This is a genomic window from Natronorubrum halophilum (assembly GCF_003670115.1).
Taxonomy (GTDB): Archaea; Halobacteriota; Halobacteria; order Halobacteriales; family Natrialbaceae; genus Natronorubrum; species Natronorubrum halophilum.
Map to the genome: position 1 here is coordinate 658960 of NZ_QQTY01000004.1, position 15168 is coordinate 674127.

General features: G+C 62.1%; 13 protein-coding genes. 7 read left to right on the forward strand and 6 right to left on the reverse strand.

What is annotated here, in order from left to right:
* Positions 1-1239 carry a Zn-dependent hydrolase gene (locus DWB23_RS18660; RefSeq protein ID WP_121744272.1) on the reverse strand — a complete coding sequence of 413 codons (1239 nt, stop codon included), beginning with the start codon at positions 1237-1239 and terminating at the stop codon, positions 1-3.
* 736 nt (positions 1240-1975) lie between these two features.
* On the opposite strand from DWB23_RS18660, the gene DWB23_RS18665 reads away from it, so the two are divergent.
* Positions 1976-2590 carry an isochorismatase family protein gene (locus DWB23_RS18665; protein ID WP_121744273.1) on the forward strand — a complete coding sequence of 205 codons (615 nt, stop codon included), beginning with the start codon at positions 1976-1978 and terminating at the stop codon, positions 2588-2590.
* A 92-nt stretch (positions 2591-2682) separates the two neighbouring features.
* Here the strand turns inward: DWB23_RS18665 and DWB23_RS18670 are convergent, their stop codons facing one another.
* Positions 2683-3432, reverse strand: coding sequence for a 3-oxoacyl-ACP reductase family protein (locus tag DWB23_RS18670; protein WP_121744274.1), 750 nt, complete (start codon positions 3430-3432; stop codon positions 2683-2685).
* A 149-nt stretch (positions 3433-3581) separates the two neighbouring features.
* On the opposite strand from DWB23_RS18670, the gene DWB23_RS18675 reads away from it, so the two are divergent.
* The 3 genes from DWB23_RS18675 (at position 3582) to DWB23_RS18685 (ending at position 7466) form a co-directional block, all read left to right on the forward strand.
* Complete coding sequence (locus DWB23_RS18675; RefSeq protein ID WP_170972457.1) at positions 3582-4997, forward strand: dihydroorotase; 1416 nt, start codon at positions 3582-3584, stop codon at positions 4995-4997.
* Positions 4998-5130: 133 nt separating this feature from the next.
* Positions 5131-6258, forward strand: a complete 1128-nt coding sequence (locus DWB23_RS18680) for an ABC transporter ATP-binding protein (RefSeq protein WP_121744275.1) — start codon at positions 5131-5133, stop codon at positions 6256-6258.
* Between the two features lie 2 nt (positions 6259-6260).
* Positions 6261-7466 carry an ABC transporter ATP-binding protein gene (locus tag DWB23_RS18685; RefSeq protein WP_121744276.1) on the forward strand — a complete coding sequence of 402 codons (1206 nt, stop codon included), beginning with the start codon at positions 6261-6263 and terminating at the stop codon, positions 7464-7466.
* A gap of 19 nt (positions 7467-7485) precedes the next feature.
* On the opposite strand, the gene DWB23_RS18690 is transcribed toward DWB23_RS18685, so the two are convergent.
* From DWB23_RS18690 to DWB23_RS18700, 3 genes are read right to left on the reverse strand one after another with little or no spacing between them, the layout of a single operon-like run.
* Complete coding sequence (locus DWB23_RS18690; protein WP_121744277.1) at positions 7486-7902, reverse strand: DUF3830 family protein; 417 nt, start codon at positions 7900-7902, stop codon at positions 7486-7488.
* Positions 7903-7908: 6 nt separating this feature from the next.
* Positions 7909-8682 (reverse strand): SDR family NAD(P)-dependent oxidoreductase, encoded by a 774-nt coding sequence (locus tag DWB23_RS18695; RefSeq protein ID WP_121744278.1) that lies wholly within the window; start codon positions 8680-8682, stop codon positions 7909-7911.
* A 33-nt stretch (positions 8683-8715) separates the two neighbouring features.
* Positions 8716-9699 (reverse strand): asparaginase, encoded by a 984-nt coding sequence (locus tag DWB23_RS18700; RefSeq protein ID WP_121744279.1) that lies wholly within the window; start codon positions 9697-9699, stop codon positions 8716-8718.
* A 151-nt stretch (positions 9700-9850) separates the two neighbouring features.
* Here DWB23_RS18700 and DWB23_RS18705 point away from each other — a divergent pair, with 151 nt between their 5' ends.
* Positions 9851-11221, forward strand: coding sequence for an extracellular solute-binding protein (locus DWB23_RS18705; RefSeq protein ID WP_121744280.1), 1371 nt, complete (start codon positions 9851-9853; stop codon positions 11219-11221).
* 114 nt (positions 11222-11335) lie between these two features.
* Positions 11336-12184, forward strand: a complete 849-nt coding sequence (locus DWB23_RS18710; protein ID WP_238717498.1) for an ABC transporter permease — start codon at positions 11336-11338, stop codon at positions 12182-12184.
* A gap of 224 nt (positions 12185-12408) precedes the next feature.
* Here the strand turns inward: DWB23_RS18710 and DWB23_RS18715 are convergent, their stop codons facing one another.
* Positions 12409-14190 carry a TCP-1/cpn60 chaperonin family protein gene (locus tag DWB23_RS18715; protein WP_121744282.1) on the reverse strand — a complete coding sequence of 594 codons (1782 nt, stop codon included), beginning with the start codon at positions 14188-14190 and terminating at the stop codon, positions 12409-12411.
* Between the two features lie 113 nt (positions 14191-14303).
* Between DWB23_RS18715 and DWB23_RS18720 the strand changes: the two genes are divergently transcribed.
* Positions 14304-15152, forward strand: coding sequence for an ABC transporter permease (locus DWB23_RS18720; RefSeq protein WP_121744283.1), 849 nt, complete (start codon positions 14304-14306; stop codon positions 15150-15152).
* The last annotated feature ends 16 nt before the right edge of the window (positions 15153-15168 follow it).

The following is a 15168-nucleotide window of genomic DNA, read 5'->3' on the forward strand; positions in this document are numbered from 1 at the left end:
TCAGTCCACCTCTTCGGCGAGCGTCACCGCGGCGTTCGCGATCGTCGACGCCGCCGCGTAGCAGTCGTCCCAGCTCGTATACTCCGATTCGTTGTGGCTCTTCCCGTTCTCGCTCACGGCGAACACCATCCCCGTATCGCAGATGCTGTGCATGTGCGTGGCGTCGTGCCCGGCCCCGCTGAAGATCTGCATGCTGTCGTACTCGAGGTCGTCCGCGGCCGTCTGGACCGCGTCGACGCAGGTGTCCGCGAAGGTTACGGCCGGTGCCTGCATCCGGTCTTCGTACTCCCACTCGAGGTCCTCTCGCTCGGCGGCGGCCGACGCCTCTTCGAGGACGCGGGTCCGCGCTTCCTCGATCACGTCGTCGGACGGATCGCGGAAGCCCCAGGTGAACGTCACCTCGTCGGGGATGATGTTGATCGAGTTCGGCTTCGCGTCGATGTAGCCGGTCGTGCCGACGGTCCGCTCGCCGAGCGTGCTCGGAATGCGCCGGATCTGCGTGATGACGTCGGCGGCGGCGACCAGCGCGTCCTGGCGATAGTGCATCGGCGTCGGTCCCGAGTGGTCCGCCTCGCCGTAGAACGTAATCGCCCCCCAGGTGAAGCCGACGATACCGGTGACGACCCCGACCTGTTTGTCGTTCTCCTCGAGGTACGGTCCCTGCTCGACGTGCAACTCGAGGTAGGCTTCGTACTCCTCCGACGGCTCACACGGGACGTCTCCCTTGTAGCCGATCCGCTCGAGTTCGTCTTCGAAGACGGCTCCGTCGACGTCGGTTGCGGCGTACTCCGTTGCGAGGTCGTGTGCACCGACCCACACTCCGCTTCCCTGCATGGCGGGCTGAAACCGGGAGCCTTCCTCGTTCGTCCAGTTGACGATCTCGATCGGATGAGCGGTGTCGACGTCGTGGTCGTTGAGCGCTCGAATCAGTTCCAGCGCTGCGACGACGCCGAGCGCACCGTCGTAAATGCCGCCGTACGGCTGTGAATCGAGGTGCGAGCCGACCAGTACCGGTTTCGCGTCAGGGTCGGTTCCCTCTCGGCGGCCGAACATGTTTCCGAACTCGTCGACGCGCATCTCGAGTCCGGCGGCGGCCATCTGTTCGGCGAACCAGTCGCGAACCGCCTTGTCTTCGTCGGACAGCGTCAGTCTGTGTAGTCCGCCGTCATCCGTGGCACCGATCTCCGCTTGCGTTTGCATCGTCTCGACGAAACGATCTTTCGCTATACGAACGGGCATACTACTTGATCTGTGGAGCGGTAGATAAGTCTTCGGTGAGATCCCCTCGAAATAGAGAGGTTCTGTTGAATACTAGTAGCGTTAACTACCGATATTGGAATAAAATATCTTTAAACTGAGCCAATACTCTGGAACACATTCAGCAATTTCCCCTTCTCCCGTCTCTATTTTCAAATGAAAGAAATACTAAGATAACGCTCATGTCGATAAACGGGCGTGCTGTCTTTTCCCATAACTATGCGAAAAAGTTGTGTATTTTCCAGTAAAGATGCATACATTGTGTGGTATGGGCTGTTTATACCTGATATATTTGTTGTATGTATGATTCCCGCGTCAAAATATTCCTCGGAAAATATGGTTGAGAATAGAGGTTTACGGACGTACGGTTGTAATATCTTGCTCGCTGACCGGTCCACTACCAGCGATATCGGTCGGCGGTCGCGCTGTAACGTCGTGCTCACACGCACGTTCTCGGTATCTTCCCGGTGCGACGACGAACTCCATCTACAACTGAATCGACGTACACGCCGATCGCACTGTCGTCGTCCGATCGAGCACGTGACGTCTGCAGTGGTGATACCAGCGGCTACCGCGGGACGTGCGCGCCGGGGAACCGTTATGAGCGACCCGCGCGATGGGTTCGCTATCCGCTGCGGGCGACAGTTCGGTCGGTCGTCAGCCCCGGACGGAGGCGTGACTCTCATATGTCAAAAACAGCACATACGACAAAACGAACGTGTACGATCGCGCGGGATTAGACCATCGGATCGGCTACGGGACGACGCCTGCGGTTATCGTCGTCGATCTTCAACGCGGGTTCACCGACCCGGCGTGTCCCCTCGGCGGTGAGCTCTCGTCCGTCGTCGACCGGACGAACGACGTGCTCGCGGCCGCCCACGACACCGACGTCCCCGTCGTACTCACGCGTATCGTTACGAACCACCCGAACGCAGCGGATCTCGGAACGTGGGTCGAGAAGATTCCGACGCTCGAGGTGCTGTCGGCTGGTTCGGAGTGGATCGAGATCGACGACCGCCTCGACGTCGGCGACGACGACCACGTCCTCGATAAACGACAGGTGAGCGCGTTTCACGAGACCGAGCTAGATTCGATGTTGTCGGCGTGGGGCGTCGATACGGTCGTCGTCACCGGCTGTACGACCAGCGGGTGCGTTCGAGCGACGGCCGTCGATGGCTGCTCGCACGGGTTCCGCGTGGTCGTTCCCGAGGAGGGCGTGGGTGATCGGGCGAGCGAACCCCACGAGGCGAACCTCTTCGATATTCAGGCGAAATACGGGGACGTCAGGCCGGTCGCGGAGGTTCGAGAATTCATAGCCGGCTGCCGTCCGTAGGTTCGTCCTCGAGCCCTGGTATCTCGGTTTGCACGCTGGGTCGGTCCCGATGACGGTGGCCGGCTTGCCCCCTCAGTCGACGTTTCGAGGGATCAGTGCATCGCATCCCCGCCGTCCGGGCTGAGCGTCTGGCCCGTGTAGTAGCCGCTCTCTTCGGACGCGAGAAACACGACCGTCGGGACGACGTCGTCGACCGTCCCCAGCCGCCCCATCGGAAGCTCCGCCGCTTTCGCTTCGCGCCACTCGTCGCTGATGTCGTCGAGGAGGGCCGTCCGCACCGGCCCCGGGGCGACGGCGTTGACGCGGACCGTCGGCGAGACCTCGCGTGCAAGCGCGCGCGTCATCGCGATGACGCCGCCTTTCGCCGCGGAGTAGTGGACCAGTTCGTCGCCGCCGATGATCCCCAGTTGCGAGGCGACGTTGATGATCGACCCGCCGCCGCTCTCGAGCATCCCCGGAAGCGCAAACCGGGTCGCGAGAAACACGCCTCGAAGGTCGACGGCGATCGTCTCGTCCCACATCTCCACCGGCATCTCGGCGAGCGGTGACTGGGTCAACAGTCCGGCGTTGTTCACGAGAACGTCGATCGAGCCGACCGTCGATTCGAACGCGTCGATCATCGATTCGACGGCGTCGGCGTCGCTGACGTCGGCTTCGAACGCGGAGGCGCTGCCCCCGGCGCGCTCGATTCCGTCGACGACCTCGTCGGCGTCTTCGGATCCTTCGTGTGGCGGATAGTTGACCCCGACGGCTGCACCCGCATCGGCGAGCCCTTCGGCGATTCCGCGTCCGATCCCTCTACTCGATCCCGTGACGAGCGCGTTCGCTCCATCTAGCGTCATACCATCACTTCCCCCGGACCCCTGTTAACTGTTTAGTTCCGCGCGACCAGTCGCGACCGGCGTCCGAGACGGAACGAGTCGTGCACTCGGGAGTAGAGCGGAGACCGACCCACTACAGTTAAGATAGTCACCATCATTTACCTTCCTGTATGGCAACTGCTGACACCCGTGTGATCAATGCGCGTGTTGTAACACCGAGCGGAACGATCAACGGCGGTATCGCCGCAACCGACGGAACGATTACCGCCGTCGGGGCGACCAGTTCGCTCCCCGACGCTGCGGAGACGATCGATGCCGAGGGGAACTACCTCATTCCGGGGTTCATCTGTCCCCACAACCACATGGGCATCTCTCGCTTCGAAAACGAGTATCACGACCAGTACGAACTGGACATGGAGACGGAAACGCGGGCGTGTCTCGCCGGCGGCGTGACGTCGTTTTTCACCTTCCTCCTGCAGGAAGAGCCGTATATCCCGGACATGGATTTCTTCGTCGAAACCGGCGAGGAGCAATCCTACATCGACTTCGGATTCCACGCGATCATCCATCAGGACCACCACATCGACGAACTCGAGGGGCTTGCGGAGGAGGGAGTCCGCTCGTTCAAACTCTTCTTTAACATGTACAAGGTGTCGGCACCGGAACTCGGGATCGGTCACTCCGATGCCGGACGCGTCTACGAAGTCCTCGACAGGACCGCCGATATCGAAGATGCGGTCGTCATGTTCCACGCCGAAAACGACGATCTCGGGACGAAAAAGGTCGAGGAACTCAAAGAATCCGGTCGGGACGACCTCAGCGCTTGGGCGGATGCGTCGCCGGGGATCAGCCAGGCGATGCAGATCGAACAGATCGGCATGCTCACGGACTATACGGACGCGACCTCCTACGTCGTCCACAACAGCATGAAAGAGACCGTCGACGCGCTCGAGCGGTACAAAGACCGGGGCGTCGACATTCACGGCGAAACCCTGCCGAGTTTCCTCGCGAACCACTGTGAGGAGGAGGACGTCGGCGTCTGGGGGAAGATCTCGCCGCCGGTCGGCTACGAGGACGACCAGCAAGCGATCTGGAAGGCCCTCCGAAACGGGACGTTCGATCACGTCGGCACCGATCACTGTCCGTACCAACTCGAGTTTAAGGGGCCGCGCGACGGCAGTGTCTGGGACTCGCCGCCGGGAGACCAGGGGTTACAGACGTTCCTGCCGCTCATGCTCTGTGACGGCGTGAACAAAAACCGCATTTCGATCGAGCGAATGGTCGAGGTGTGTTCGACGAACAACGCCAAGCGATTCGGCATCTATCCGCGCAAGGGCGCGCTCGTCGAAGGGGCCGACGCCGACGCCGTCATCGTCGACCTGACAAAAGAGATCACCGTCGACGAGGAGTTACTCTACGGGCTGGACAACCGCTGGTGTTCGGCGTTCGGACGCACGTTGACCGGCGCGCCGACGCACACGATCAAAGGCGGTGAACTCGTCGTCGAGGACAACGAAATCCTCTCCGAAAACGGGATCGGTAGCTACCTCCCGCGCTACGAAACCGGCGTCGAGCTACCCAACTGACGCGGCCCTCGAGACGGACCGATCTCTCGAGGTCGCGATCCGTATTCGGCGCGGAGACCGCGTTACTTCCCGCTTCCGTCGGGTCCGGTTCTATCAGGTAGAACTAAATGGTCGCTACGCAGATTGGTACACGATGACTGCCACGGCCATTACGATCGAGTCCTTGGAAAAGTCGTTCCAGAACGAGACCGTTCTCAGGGACGTCGAACTAGCGGTCCGAGACGGCGAGTTCTGCGTCGTTGTCGGACCGAGCGGGTGTGGGAAGAGTACGCTTCTCAACTGCATCGCGGGGTTGCTCGAGTACGATATCGGCGAGATCACCATCGAGGGTCGAAACGCGACCGACCTGTCCGTCCAGGACCGGGAACTCGGCTACGTGTTCCAGGAGTTCGAGGAGACGTTGTTCCCGCACAAAACGGTCGCCGAGAACATCGCGTTCGGACTCGAGCAGGGCGGCAGAGACTTTTCGGCGTCCGAAATCGACGAGCGTATCGAGGAGATACTGGCGCTGCTGTCGATCGGCGAGACGAAAGACGACCTGCCGGAGTCGCTCTCCGGGGGCCAACAGCAGCGAGTGGAGTTAGCGCGCCAACTCGCGCGCGAGTGCGACGTGATGCTCTTCGACGACCCGCTCGCTGACCTCGACTACAAGCTCCAAAAGCGCATGGAACTGGAGATGCGCAGCATTCACAGCTCCCTCGACAGCACGTTTCTCTACGTCACGCACAACCAGGATCAGGCGCTCAAGCTCGCGGACAAACTCGTCGTGATGAACCGCGGGATGATCGAGCAGATCGGCACGCCGGAGTCGATATACAACGATCCGGCCACCGCGTTCGTCTGCCGGTTCGTCGGCGATTCGAACGCGATCCTCGTCGAGGACGCCGTCAGCGGCGAGGTCGGCGAGGCGGTCGACGTGCCGTCGGAGATCGGGTCGATTCGGGCGACGCTACAGAACGAGTCCGGTTCCGATTCCGGACTGGTACTCGTCCGACCCGAAGCCATCGCGATCGGTGCCACCGACTGCGACGTGACGGTCACCGGCGTGCTCGAGGGACGAACGTACACCGGCGAAACCACCGAATTCGCGCTCTCCGTCGATGGAATCGACCGCGAATTTCACGTCGTCGTCCCGGACCGGCCAGCCGTCGGTGAGGTCGGGGAATCCGTTTCACTCGGCTGGAACGCCGACGATTCGATGTACTTCAGTACGCTCAGCGTGACCGATACTGTTACCACCGCTGATCTCATCGAGGGGTAACAATGGCCGATACAGAATACTCTCGGGAGCAGGCCGAATCGTCGACCGAGACGCCATCGGCGTCGGTGGACGACGGGAAGGCACTCGAGGTACGCGACCTGACGAAGATCTACCCCGACGGCACGCTCGCCGTCGACGAGATCAGTTTCGACATCGAGGCCGGCGATTTCTGCGTACTGATCGGCCCGAGCGGCTGTGGAAAGTCGACGACGCTGCACTCGCTCGTCGGAAAGATTCCGGTCACCGACGGCGAAATTCTACTCGGCGGCGAGGACGTCACGCACGCCCCGACCTACGAACGCGATATCGGGCTCGTCTTTCAGGATTTTCAGCTGTTTCCCCACCTGACCGTCGCTGAAAACATCGAGTACGGATTGAACCGGCTCGAGATCGAGCCGGACGTACGCGACGAGCGGATCGACGACGCGGTCGGGATGATGCGGCTCGGCGACCTCCGGGATCGAATGCCTGAGGAGCTCTCGGCGGGACAGAAACAGCGGGTCGCCCTCGCCCGGAGTATCGTCCTCGAGCCGAAGCTCCTCTTGCTCGACGAGCCGCTCGGTGACATGGACTACAAGCTCCAAAAACGGATGGAACGGGAGCTCCTCCGCATTCACCGCGAGTTCGACACCACGTTCGTCTACGTCACGCACGACCAGACCCAGGCGATGCGTCTCGCCGACCAGATCGTCGTGATGAACGACGGACAAGTCGAACAGTCCGGCTCCGTCGACGAGGTCTACAATCACCCGGCAACGGCGTTCGTCTCGACGTTCGTCGGCGATTCGAACATCTTTACGGGCGAGTTGACCGACGTTGCCGACGACGGCGACACCGCCCGCATCGAGACGGCGCTCGGCTCGTTTCTCGCGTCGACGTCGAACCTTCGATCGGAGCCCGACGCGCTCGTCGGCGAACGCATTCCGTTCTCGGTGCGGCCGCAGTACCTGCAGGTCGCAGACGATCTGGAAAACGCCGTTGAGTGCGAGGTCGTCGACGTCATCCACCAACCCGGTTCGGGCACGCAGGTCATCCTCGAGGCGGCCGCGGCCGACGGGGACGTAGAGCAACTCCAGTTGAAATCGTTCGATCGCATCGATCCGTCGGGCACGGTCACGGTGGGATGGAGTCCGGCGCAGGCGACCTTACTCGAGCGGACGAGCGTCGTCGAGGGAATCGACCTGGAAAAAGACGTGCTGGGCGAGTAACCGCTTTCGGTACGGCTGGTTATCGACGCCGAACCGTGATCGGCTGGACGCCGTCCCGAAGCGTGCGTTCTTCTAGCGCCGCGAGTTCGTCGCGAGTCGCATCGAGACACGCGACGTGATTGCCCGCGAGCTCCCCGGCGGGACTCTTGAAGCAGGTCGGACCGCAGGCGATCAGCAGCTCCTGTTCGTTTTTGTAGCCGGGGTACAGTAGTATATCTCCGCGCGAGGGGTAGACGGTGTGATTCTCTCGCGGAACCTCGGACAACTCGGCGTCGTCGACGTTGATCCACGTCGCGTACCCGCTCCAGCGCACGTGCATCAGTTCGGACTCGAGCGGGAGCATGGCCTCGAGCGCTCGAGCCGATGCCGGGGCTTCGTCCTCGAGGACCGTCGCGGTGTACGTTTCGCCGGCGACGACGAATTCGAGTTCAGTCATCACTCATCACCACGCGGTCCACCCGCCGTCGACGCACAACACGTGTCCGGTGACGAACTCACTCTCGGGACCCGCGAGGAACAGGGCGGCGTTCGCGACGTCCGTCGGCTTCCCGAACCGAGGCCAGGGCGTCGATTCCTGCCAGTCGGCGAGCAACTCCGCGTCGGTCTCGCGCCACTCAGCGTTCTGTGCGGTCTCGATGATCCCGGGGGCGAGCGCGTTGACGTTGATCTCGTCGGCAGCGTAATCGAGGGCCATCTGCCGGGTCAGATTCGAGACGCCGCCTTTCGACGCGCAGTAGGCTGCGCTACTCCCGCCGCCGACCAGCCCGTAGATCGACGAGAGGTTGATGATCTTCCCGTCGTCGCTCTCCTTGAGCGCCGGCAGGGCCAGTTTGCTCGCGAGGAACACCCCGCGAAGGTTGACGTCCAGAATCTCGTCGTATTCGTCCATCGGCGTCTCGTCGGCCGAATACTGGTAGTAGATCCCGGCGTTGTTGACGAGGACGTCCAATCCGCCGAACGCCGAAACGGCCGTTTCGACGCCTTCGCTGACCTGCTCCGTCTCGGTCACGTCCATCTCGACGAACTCGTATTCGGCACCGACCGCGTCGAGGCGATCGAAGACGGGCGTCTCGTCCTCGAGTTTCGGCTCGCGTCTGACGTCGGCGATAACGAGGTCGGCTCCTTCCTCCCCGAATTTCGTCGCAATCGCGTTCCCGATTCCCGAACTTGCCCCCGTGATAAGGGCGGTACGACCGGCTAATCGATTTCCTGCCATTCGTGTGCACACACCGCGCCGATCGAAAAATACCTATCGTTCGGCGTATTCGTCCGCGAACAGCGCTTCGATCTCCTCGAGTGAGTATCCCGACTCGCAGGCGAGTCCGAGTTTGATTCGGGCTTTGTGCGCCGGGAGGTCGCCGCCGTGGATCGCGCCGTGTGATCGCAGCGTCTCTCCACCGCCGCCCCCGCCGTACACGGCAGCCGTCGTTCCGGCGTGACACCGCGACGTAACGACGACCGGCGTCCCCCCGTCGATCGCGCTCGCAACCGCGTCCCCGATGGCGCTCGTCGCGTTTCCGAGCCCCGTCGCGTTGACGACGATTCCGCCGACGTCGTCCTCGAGCGCGCGGTCGATCGCTCGCCGCCCGACGCCCGCTGCGCTCGTCACGATGGGGACGTCGCTCGACACTGATCGCGCCTCGAGCGTCCGGCAGTAACTCCTCGGCTCGCGGAAAACGCGGATCGACGACCGCGTGAGCGAGGCGACCGGTCCCGTATTCGGCGATTCGAACGTCTCGAGCGCACTGGTGTGCGTTTTCGTCACGTCGCGGGCGGCGTGGAGTTCTTCGTTGGCCGCGATGTACACGCCCTCCGCGATTCGGTCGTGGCTCGCCGCTCTGACTGCGGCGAGGAGGTTCGACGGCCCGTCCGAACTGACCTCGTCCGGTCTGCGTTGTGCGCCGGTGAAGACGATCGGCCCGTCGGCGTCGCACGTCGAATCGACGAAGTACGCGGACTCCTCCATCGTATCGGTCCCGTGCGTGACGACGACGCCGTCCGCGCCGGCCTCGAGTGCGGTCTCCGCGGCGTCCGTGAGCGTCGCCATCGTCTCGAAGTCCATATCGAAGCTCGGTATCTGTGCGACTTCCTCCACCGTCAGGTCCGCGTGCGTTTCTACGTCCGGAACGGCTGCGAGGAGTTCCTCGCCCCGTTTGTTCGGCATCGCGCCGGCGTCCGCGTCCGTACTCGCGATCGTTCCGCCCGTGCTGAGCACGACGATGCTGGCTGGCATGATCGATAGTTTCGCCCCGCTCAATTATCTCTTTCGCGTGTGCGGGACGAGTGTGCACAACGAATAATCATTTCCAACTGTCATACGGTCAGTTGTGAACCAACCTCCAGTAAGAACACTTAATAGCAAGGGCTGTATGTTGACGTTTGTGATGGTAGACGGCATTAGCAGACGGAACTTCGTAAAGGGGGGAAGCGCAGCGACCGCTGCCGCAATCGCCGGCTGTGTGGGGGGCGATGACGACGTCGGCGAACGAAAAGCCCACGATGACGACGAGATGGGCAACGGCGAACGTCCGCTGCAGTGGATCGGCCCGGACTGGGCGATTAACAGCGAACAGGCGGACAAGATGACGGAGATGGGTGACGTCGAGGTCAATACCACTATCGCGACGATCGGTGACACGCAAGCCCAGTTGCTGGGCGGTGACGCAGAAATCACCGACGTAATGACGACCGACACGACGGGTGCCGGCGCGTTGACCAGGGACAATCCGAGTACGATACCGATGCCGGTAGACGAACTGGATAACTGGGACGAAGAACAGATTTCGGACCTGTTTACGAATCCGACGGAACGGCTCAGTCACCTCGGGGCGCAGGTCGAGACGGTCAACCGCGAGCTGTGGGTCGATGGCGACACTCGTGAGGAACTGCTGTTTTCACCGTACGCGTACAACTTCGACGCGATGGGATACAACCCGTCGTACGTCGATGACGTCTCGCTCTGGAGCGCCCTGTTCGACGAGCAGTACGAAGGGCGGACGATCGTCGGGGAGACCGCGGCGATCACCATCCCGCAGTCGATGATGCACCTGCTGGACAACGATATGCTCGATGCGGATATCGGCGAACTGAACGACCCGACGCAGGATCAACTCGATGCGGCGATCGATTTCTTGATCGAACAGAAAGAGGTCGGCCAGTTCCGTTCCACCTGGGAAGCGTACGGCGAATCGGTGACGCTCATGGCGGGCGAAGAGGCCGTGATCGGCGACCTCTGGCAGCCGGCAGCGATGGACGTCAGGCGGGAGGGTACTCCGTGTACGTACGCGACGATGAGCGACGGCGTCCAGGGATACCGATACTGGTACGGCGGCATGTCGACGCTCATCGGCGCTCGAGAGCGACGAAACGTAAGCGAGGTGCAGTACCTGTACAATAACGTTCATCTCGGTGCCTGGTTCCCCGGTTTTATCCAGGGGAGCGGATACTCCGTCCCGCACTACGAGAACGAAGAACTCGTTCGCGACGGATCCGACGAGTCCGGAGACGGAATGGGGCCGGAGTACTACGACTGGGCGTACCGTGGCGAAGCCACCTACGATTCGCTCGACGAACCGGCGCTCTTCGATCCGCTCGATTACGACTGGTCGATGGAAGAGGGAAGCCCGGACTCCAACGGCGGAACCCGCGACAGCGGTCCGATCGAAGAGCGAATCGACCGCATCGGCTTCTTCCAGATCTGGCCGAGCGAAGCCGACTACATGGTCTCGCGCTGGGAAGACTTCCTCGCCGCCTGACCCCGTCGAACCGCCAACTGAGTTTCCCGAAATCAACGACATTACACGACTGTTATGAGTTCAGAACCTAAAACCGGCCTCTCGCGTTTGATACCGACAGACAGAGACGATATCGTGACGGAAGTAACCGGTCTCGTCGCCCCGACCGTGCTCTGGTTCGTGGTGTTCCTGATCGTCCCACTGCTGGTGATTCTCTTCTACAGCTTTCTCACGTACGAATCGTTTAGCGTCGTCCAGGAGTTCACGCTCTCGGCCTGGGTCGACAACGTGATCACCTCCGGTGCGGTTCACAGCGCGTTCGTCAGGACCATCGGCGTCGGAATCATCGTGACCGCGATCACGCTCGTGTTCGGCTATCCCCTCGCCTACTACCTTCGATTCCACACGACACCGATGATGGGAATCGTCCTGCTGTTGTTCTTGGTTATTCCCTTCTGGACCTCCGAACTGATCCGGACGTTCGGCTGGCTCCCGATTCTCGGCCGAAACGGGGTCATCAACGGACTGCTGTTGAACCTCGGCGTGATCAGCGAACCGATGGGATGGTTGCTCTACTCTTCGTTTTCACAGGCGATCGGCTACCTACAGAACTACGTCGTGTTCATGGCCGCACCGATCTACATCTCGCTGTCTCAGATCGACGAAGGGCTCATCGACGCGTCCGAGACGCTGCGTAGCAATCCGATCCAGACGTTCCGAAACGTCACGTGGCCGCTGAGCCTGCCCGGCGTCGCGATCGGCTGCATGTTCACGTTCGTGCTGACGATCGGTAACTTCACCGTCCCGTCGTTCCTCAGCGGCGGTGCAAACACCGTGCCGACGTTGATCTTCAACCGGTACGGTCAGGGCCTCAACTACCCTTCTGCCGCGTCGCTCTCGATCACGCTTCTCGCCGTGATCTTCATCTTCGTGTTCGTCCTGTTCCGCGTCGTCGATATCGCGGATATCGCGAGTCAGGAGTAGGGACTCGAGTTCGCTTCGCGGCTTTTTCGGACTCGAGTTCGTTTCGATTCGGCTGTCACCCGATCAGTGCCGTCGCCGGTGAACCGACTCGTCACGCGCTTCGCTCGAGAGTTTCGCTGCGGTCGTCACAACTCGCCGCGAACCCCTTCTTCGAATCAGCGTCGGTTGCTCTGAGAAACGGTGCGAACCCGGCCGAAAGCAGATCCGCGAGCCCCGCGAGCGCCTCACTGGTGCCAGATGGTATCGTCTTTCTCCTCGAGATAGTCCTGATGCTTTTCCGCGTGCTCGTCGTAGATCGCATCGCCCGGTTTGGTCGGTTCTTTGGAGAACGTCGCGTCGAGCGTGTCGTCCACGCGGAGGATGCGTATCGCGACCTCGACGGCGCTGACGTAGCACTCGAGGCGGGTCGCTACCGGATCGAGTACGCCGAACGCGTACGGATCGCCGATCGTTTTTTCGGGAAGAATTAGCCCCTGCTGTGCATCGTCTTCGGCGTGCTCCGTTGCTTCTCGGAGATTCGCGACCGTCTGCATCGGATTCATGCCGGCGTTTCGCGCGAGCGTCGAAACGAACCTGTCGGTTGCGTCCGCGAACGCGTAGAGCGCCAGTTGTCTCCGGTCGTGTTCCGCGAGCGCGCGCTCTCGAATCGCCGTCGCCACCTCGAGTTCCGTCGCACCGCCGCCCGGGAGAACGCCCGGCGGAGCGATCGTCTCGCCGTTCGCGACCGCGACGGCCGCCGTCGCCTTTCTGAGTTCCGTCGTCGCCTGCTCGGCGACCTGTCCGTGAACGCCGCGCAGGAGGAACGTGACCGACTCCGGATCGTCACACTCGTCGAAAACGACCATGCGACGACGTTTCCGACGCCCCTTCCGTCGGTCGATCGTCCGTTGTTCGACGAGGCCGGCGTGGCCGAGGTCCGATGCGGTCACGTCGGTCGGATCGACGACCGGCGTCGCACCGGTCGCTCTCGCCAACTGCGTCAGTTTGAGTCGGTTGACACCGCGAACGCCGATGATCCCGCGCTCGGCGAGCAGTTCCTGATACTCGTCGCTGATCCCGACCCTCGTGACGACGACGTCGACGCCGGCGTCGACGAGACCAGCAACGACTTCCTCTCGCCGCCGTACGAAGACGTCGTCGAACGCCTCGACGTCGTCGGGGGAGTCGATGCGGATGCGTTCGTCGTCGCGTTGTATATCCGGGTCCTGTAGCCCGCCGGTTTTGCCGTCGTTGGCTTTGCCGCGTTTGAATCCGGTGAGCACGAGCACCGATGCGTCCTCCTTCCGGGTGGGCATCAGATCGCTACAGATCTCGTTGCGGTCGAGTACCGTGCCGCGGACGAGTCGCGAGTCGGCGATCGAACCCGACCGGAGTTGGCGCACGGCGAGCGTTTCCGCGTCGGGCATTCCCACCCGTTCAGCGGCCTCGACCGCCAGTTTCGCCCACGTCTCCCGCGCGTTGCCGACGTCGTTTCCGGTCATTGCGGACCGCGCCACCGCCTCCTTCGTCGCCGTCGGGTCCGCGAACGACTCCACCGGGCGGGCCACCGATCGCAACGTTCGTCGGGCGCACTCGAGTCCGGCCTGGTACCCTTCCTCGACCGTCGTCGGATGAACGCCGAGTTCCAGGAGCGCCTCCGCCTCCCGCAAGAGCGCACCGAGTAACACGACGGTACTCGCGACGCCGTCCGGGATCGCTTCGCCGACGACCGCCGTCTCCCCCGGACGCTCCGAACCGGCGAGTCGGCGAATAACCGGTCCCATCGGGTGTTCGATCGGCAGTTCCTCGAGAATGGTCGCCCCGTCGCTGCTGATCGTATACTCGTTCATATCGGGTCGCGCGGAATCCTGTTTTTGCGCGCGCGACTGGCCCGTCCCGATCAACGTATCGCGGGAGAGCGGGCCGAGGGTCGACTCGAGGACGCCGGAGACCGCCTCGACGGCGACGATATTCGCTCGAGGGAACGTCAACACTACTTCCTCGGTCGACTCGTTTTCCGTACTCATTACTCGAAGAGGGTCGTTCGATAACCAAAAGTCTATCCTCCGGTTCCGCCGGTATACGTCCCACGCCCGCCGGACAGTACTTTTATATGGGATGGCTACACATCACACCGTAGATGGCGACGAATCAGTCACCTGTCCGCAAGAATACCGGCCAATCGGCGATGATGCGATTTCTGCAGCACCTCAACACGAAGCGCCTGTTGGCGGCGTATTTCGTGATAATCTCGTTATACATTTACGCGCCGATGATCTCGTTGATCGTCTTCTCGTTCAACAGCGGGGGAATCGCCCCACCGTATCAGGGCTTTACTCTCGCGTGGTACAACGAACTGTTCGCGAACTCGGGAATGATCACCGCGATCTGGCGATCGATCCAGCTCGCGCTCGTTGTAACGGTGATTACGACCGTACTCGGCACCGCAGCAGCCCTCGCGTACCGTTTTGAGTTCCGGGGAAAACGAGCGTTTCTGTACCTGATCATCCTCGGCATCATCACGCCCGGAATCGCGTTCAGCGTCGGTTCGACGCTGTTCCTCAACGAAATTCTCGGATTTCCACGATCGATCTGGATCGCGCTTCCGGCCCACGTGGTCTGGACGCTCCCCTTCGCAGTCATCGTCTTGCTCGCCGGGTTCCCCCCGAACCTGGCGCAGAACGAACAGGCGGCGCGGGTGATGGGTGCCAGTCGACTCACGACGTTCCGTGAAGTCGTGTTACCCCAGATCGCGCCGACGGTGCTCGGCGCAGCCGTGTTCGCGTTCACGCTCTCCTACAACGAAGCGGAGCGGGGGCTGCTTCTGGTCGGGCGAAACCGCACGATGCCCATGGAAGTGTTCAGTATTGCGTCCGCCGAGCGCGCGACGCCGGAACTGTTCGCCCTGGGAAGCATCACGACGGCGTTTTCGTTCCTGTTGCTCATCCTCGCCGGCGCGCTCGTCACCTACGGCTCCAGGTCGTCCTGAGCGCTCGGCCCCGTAC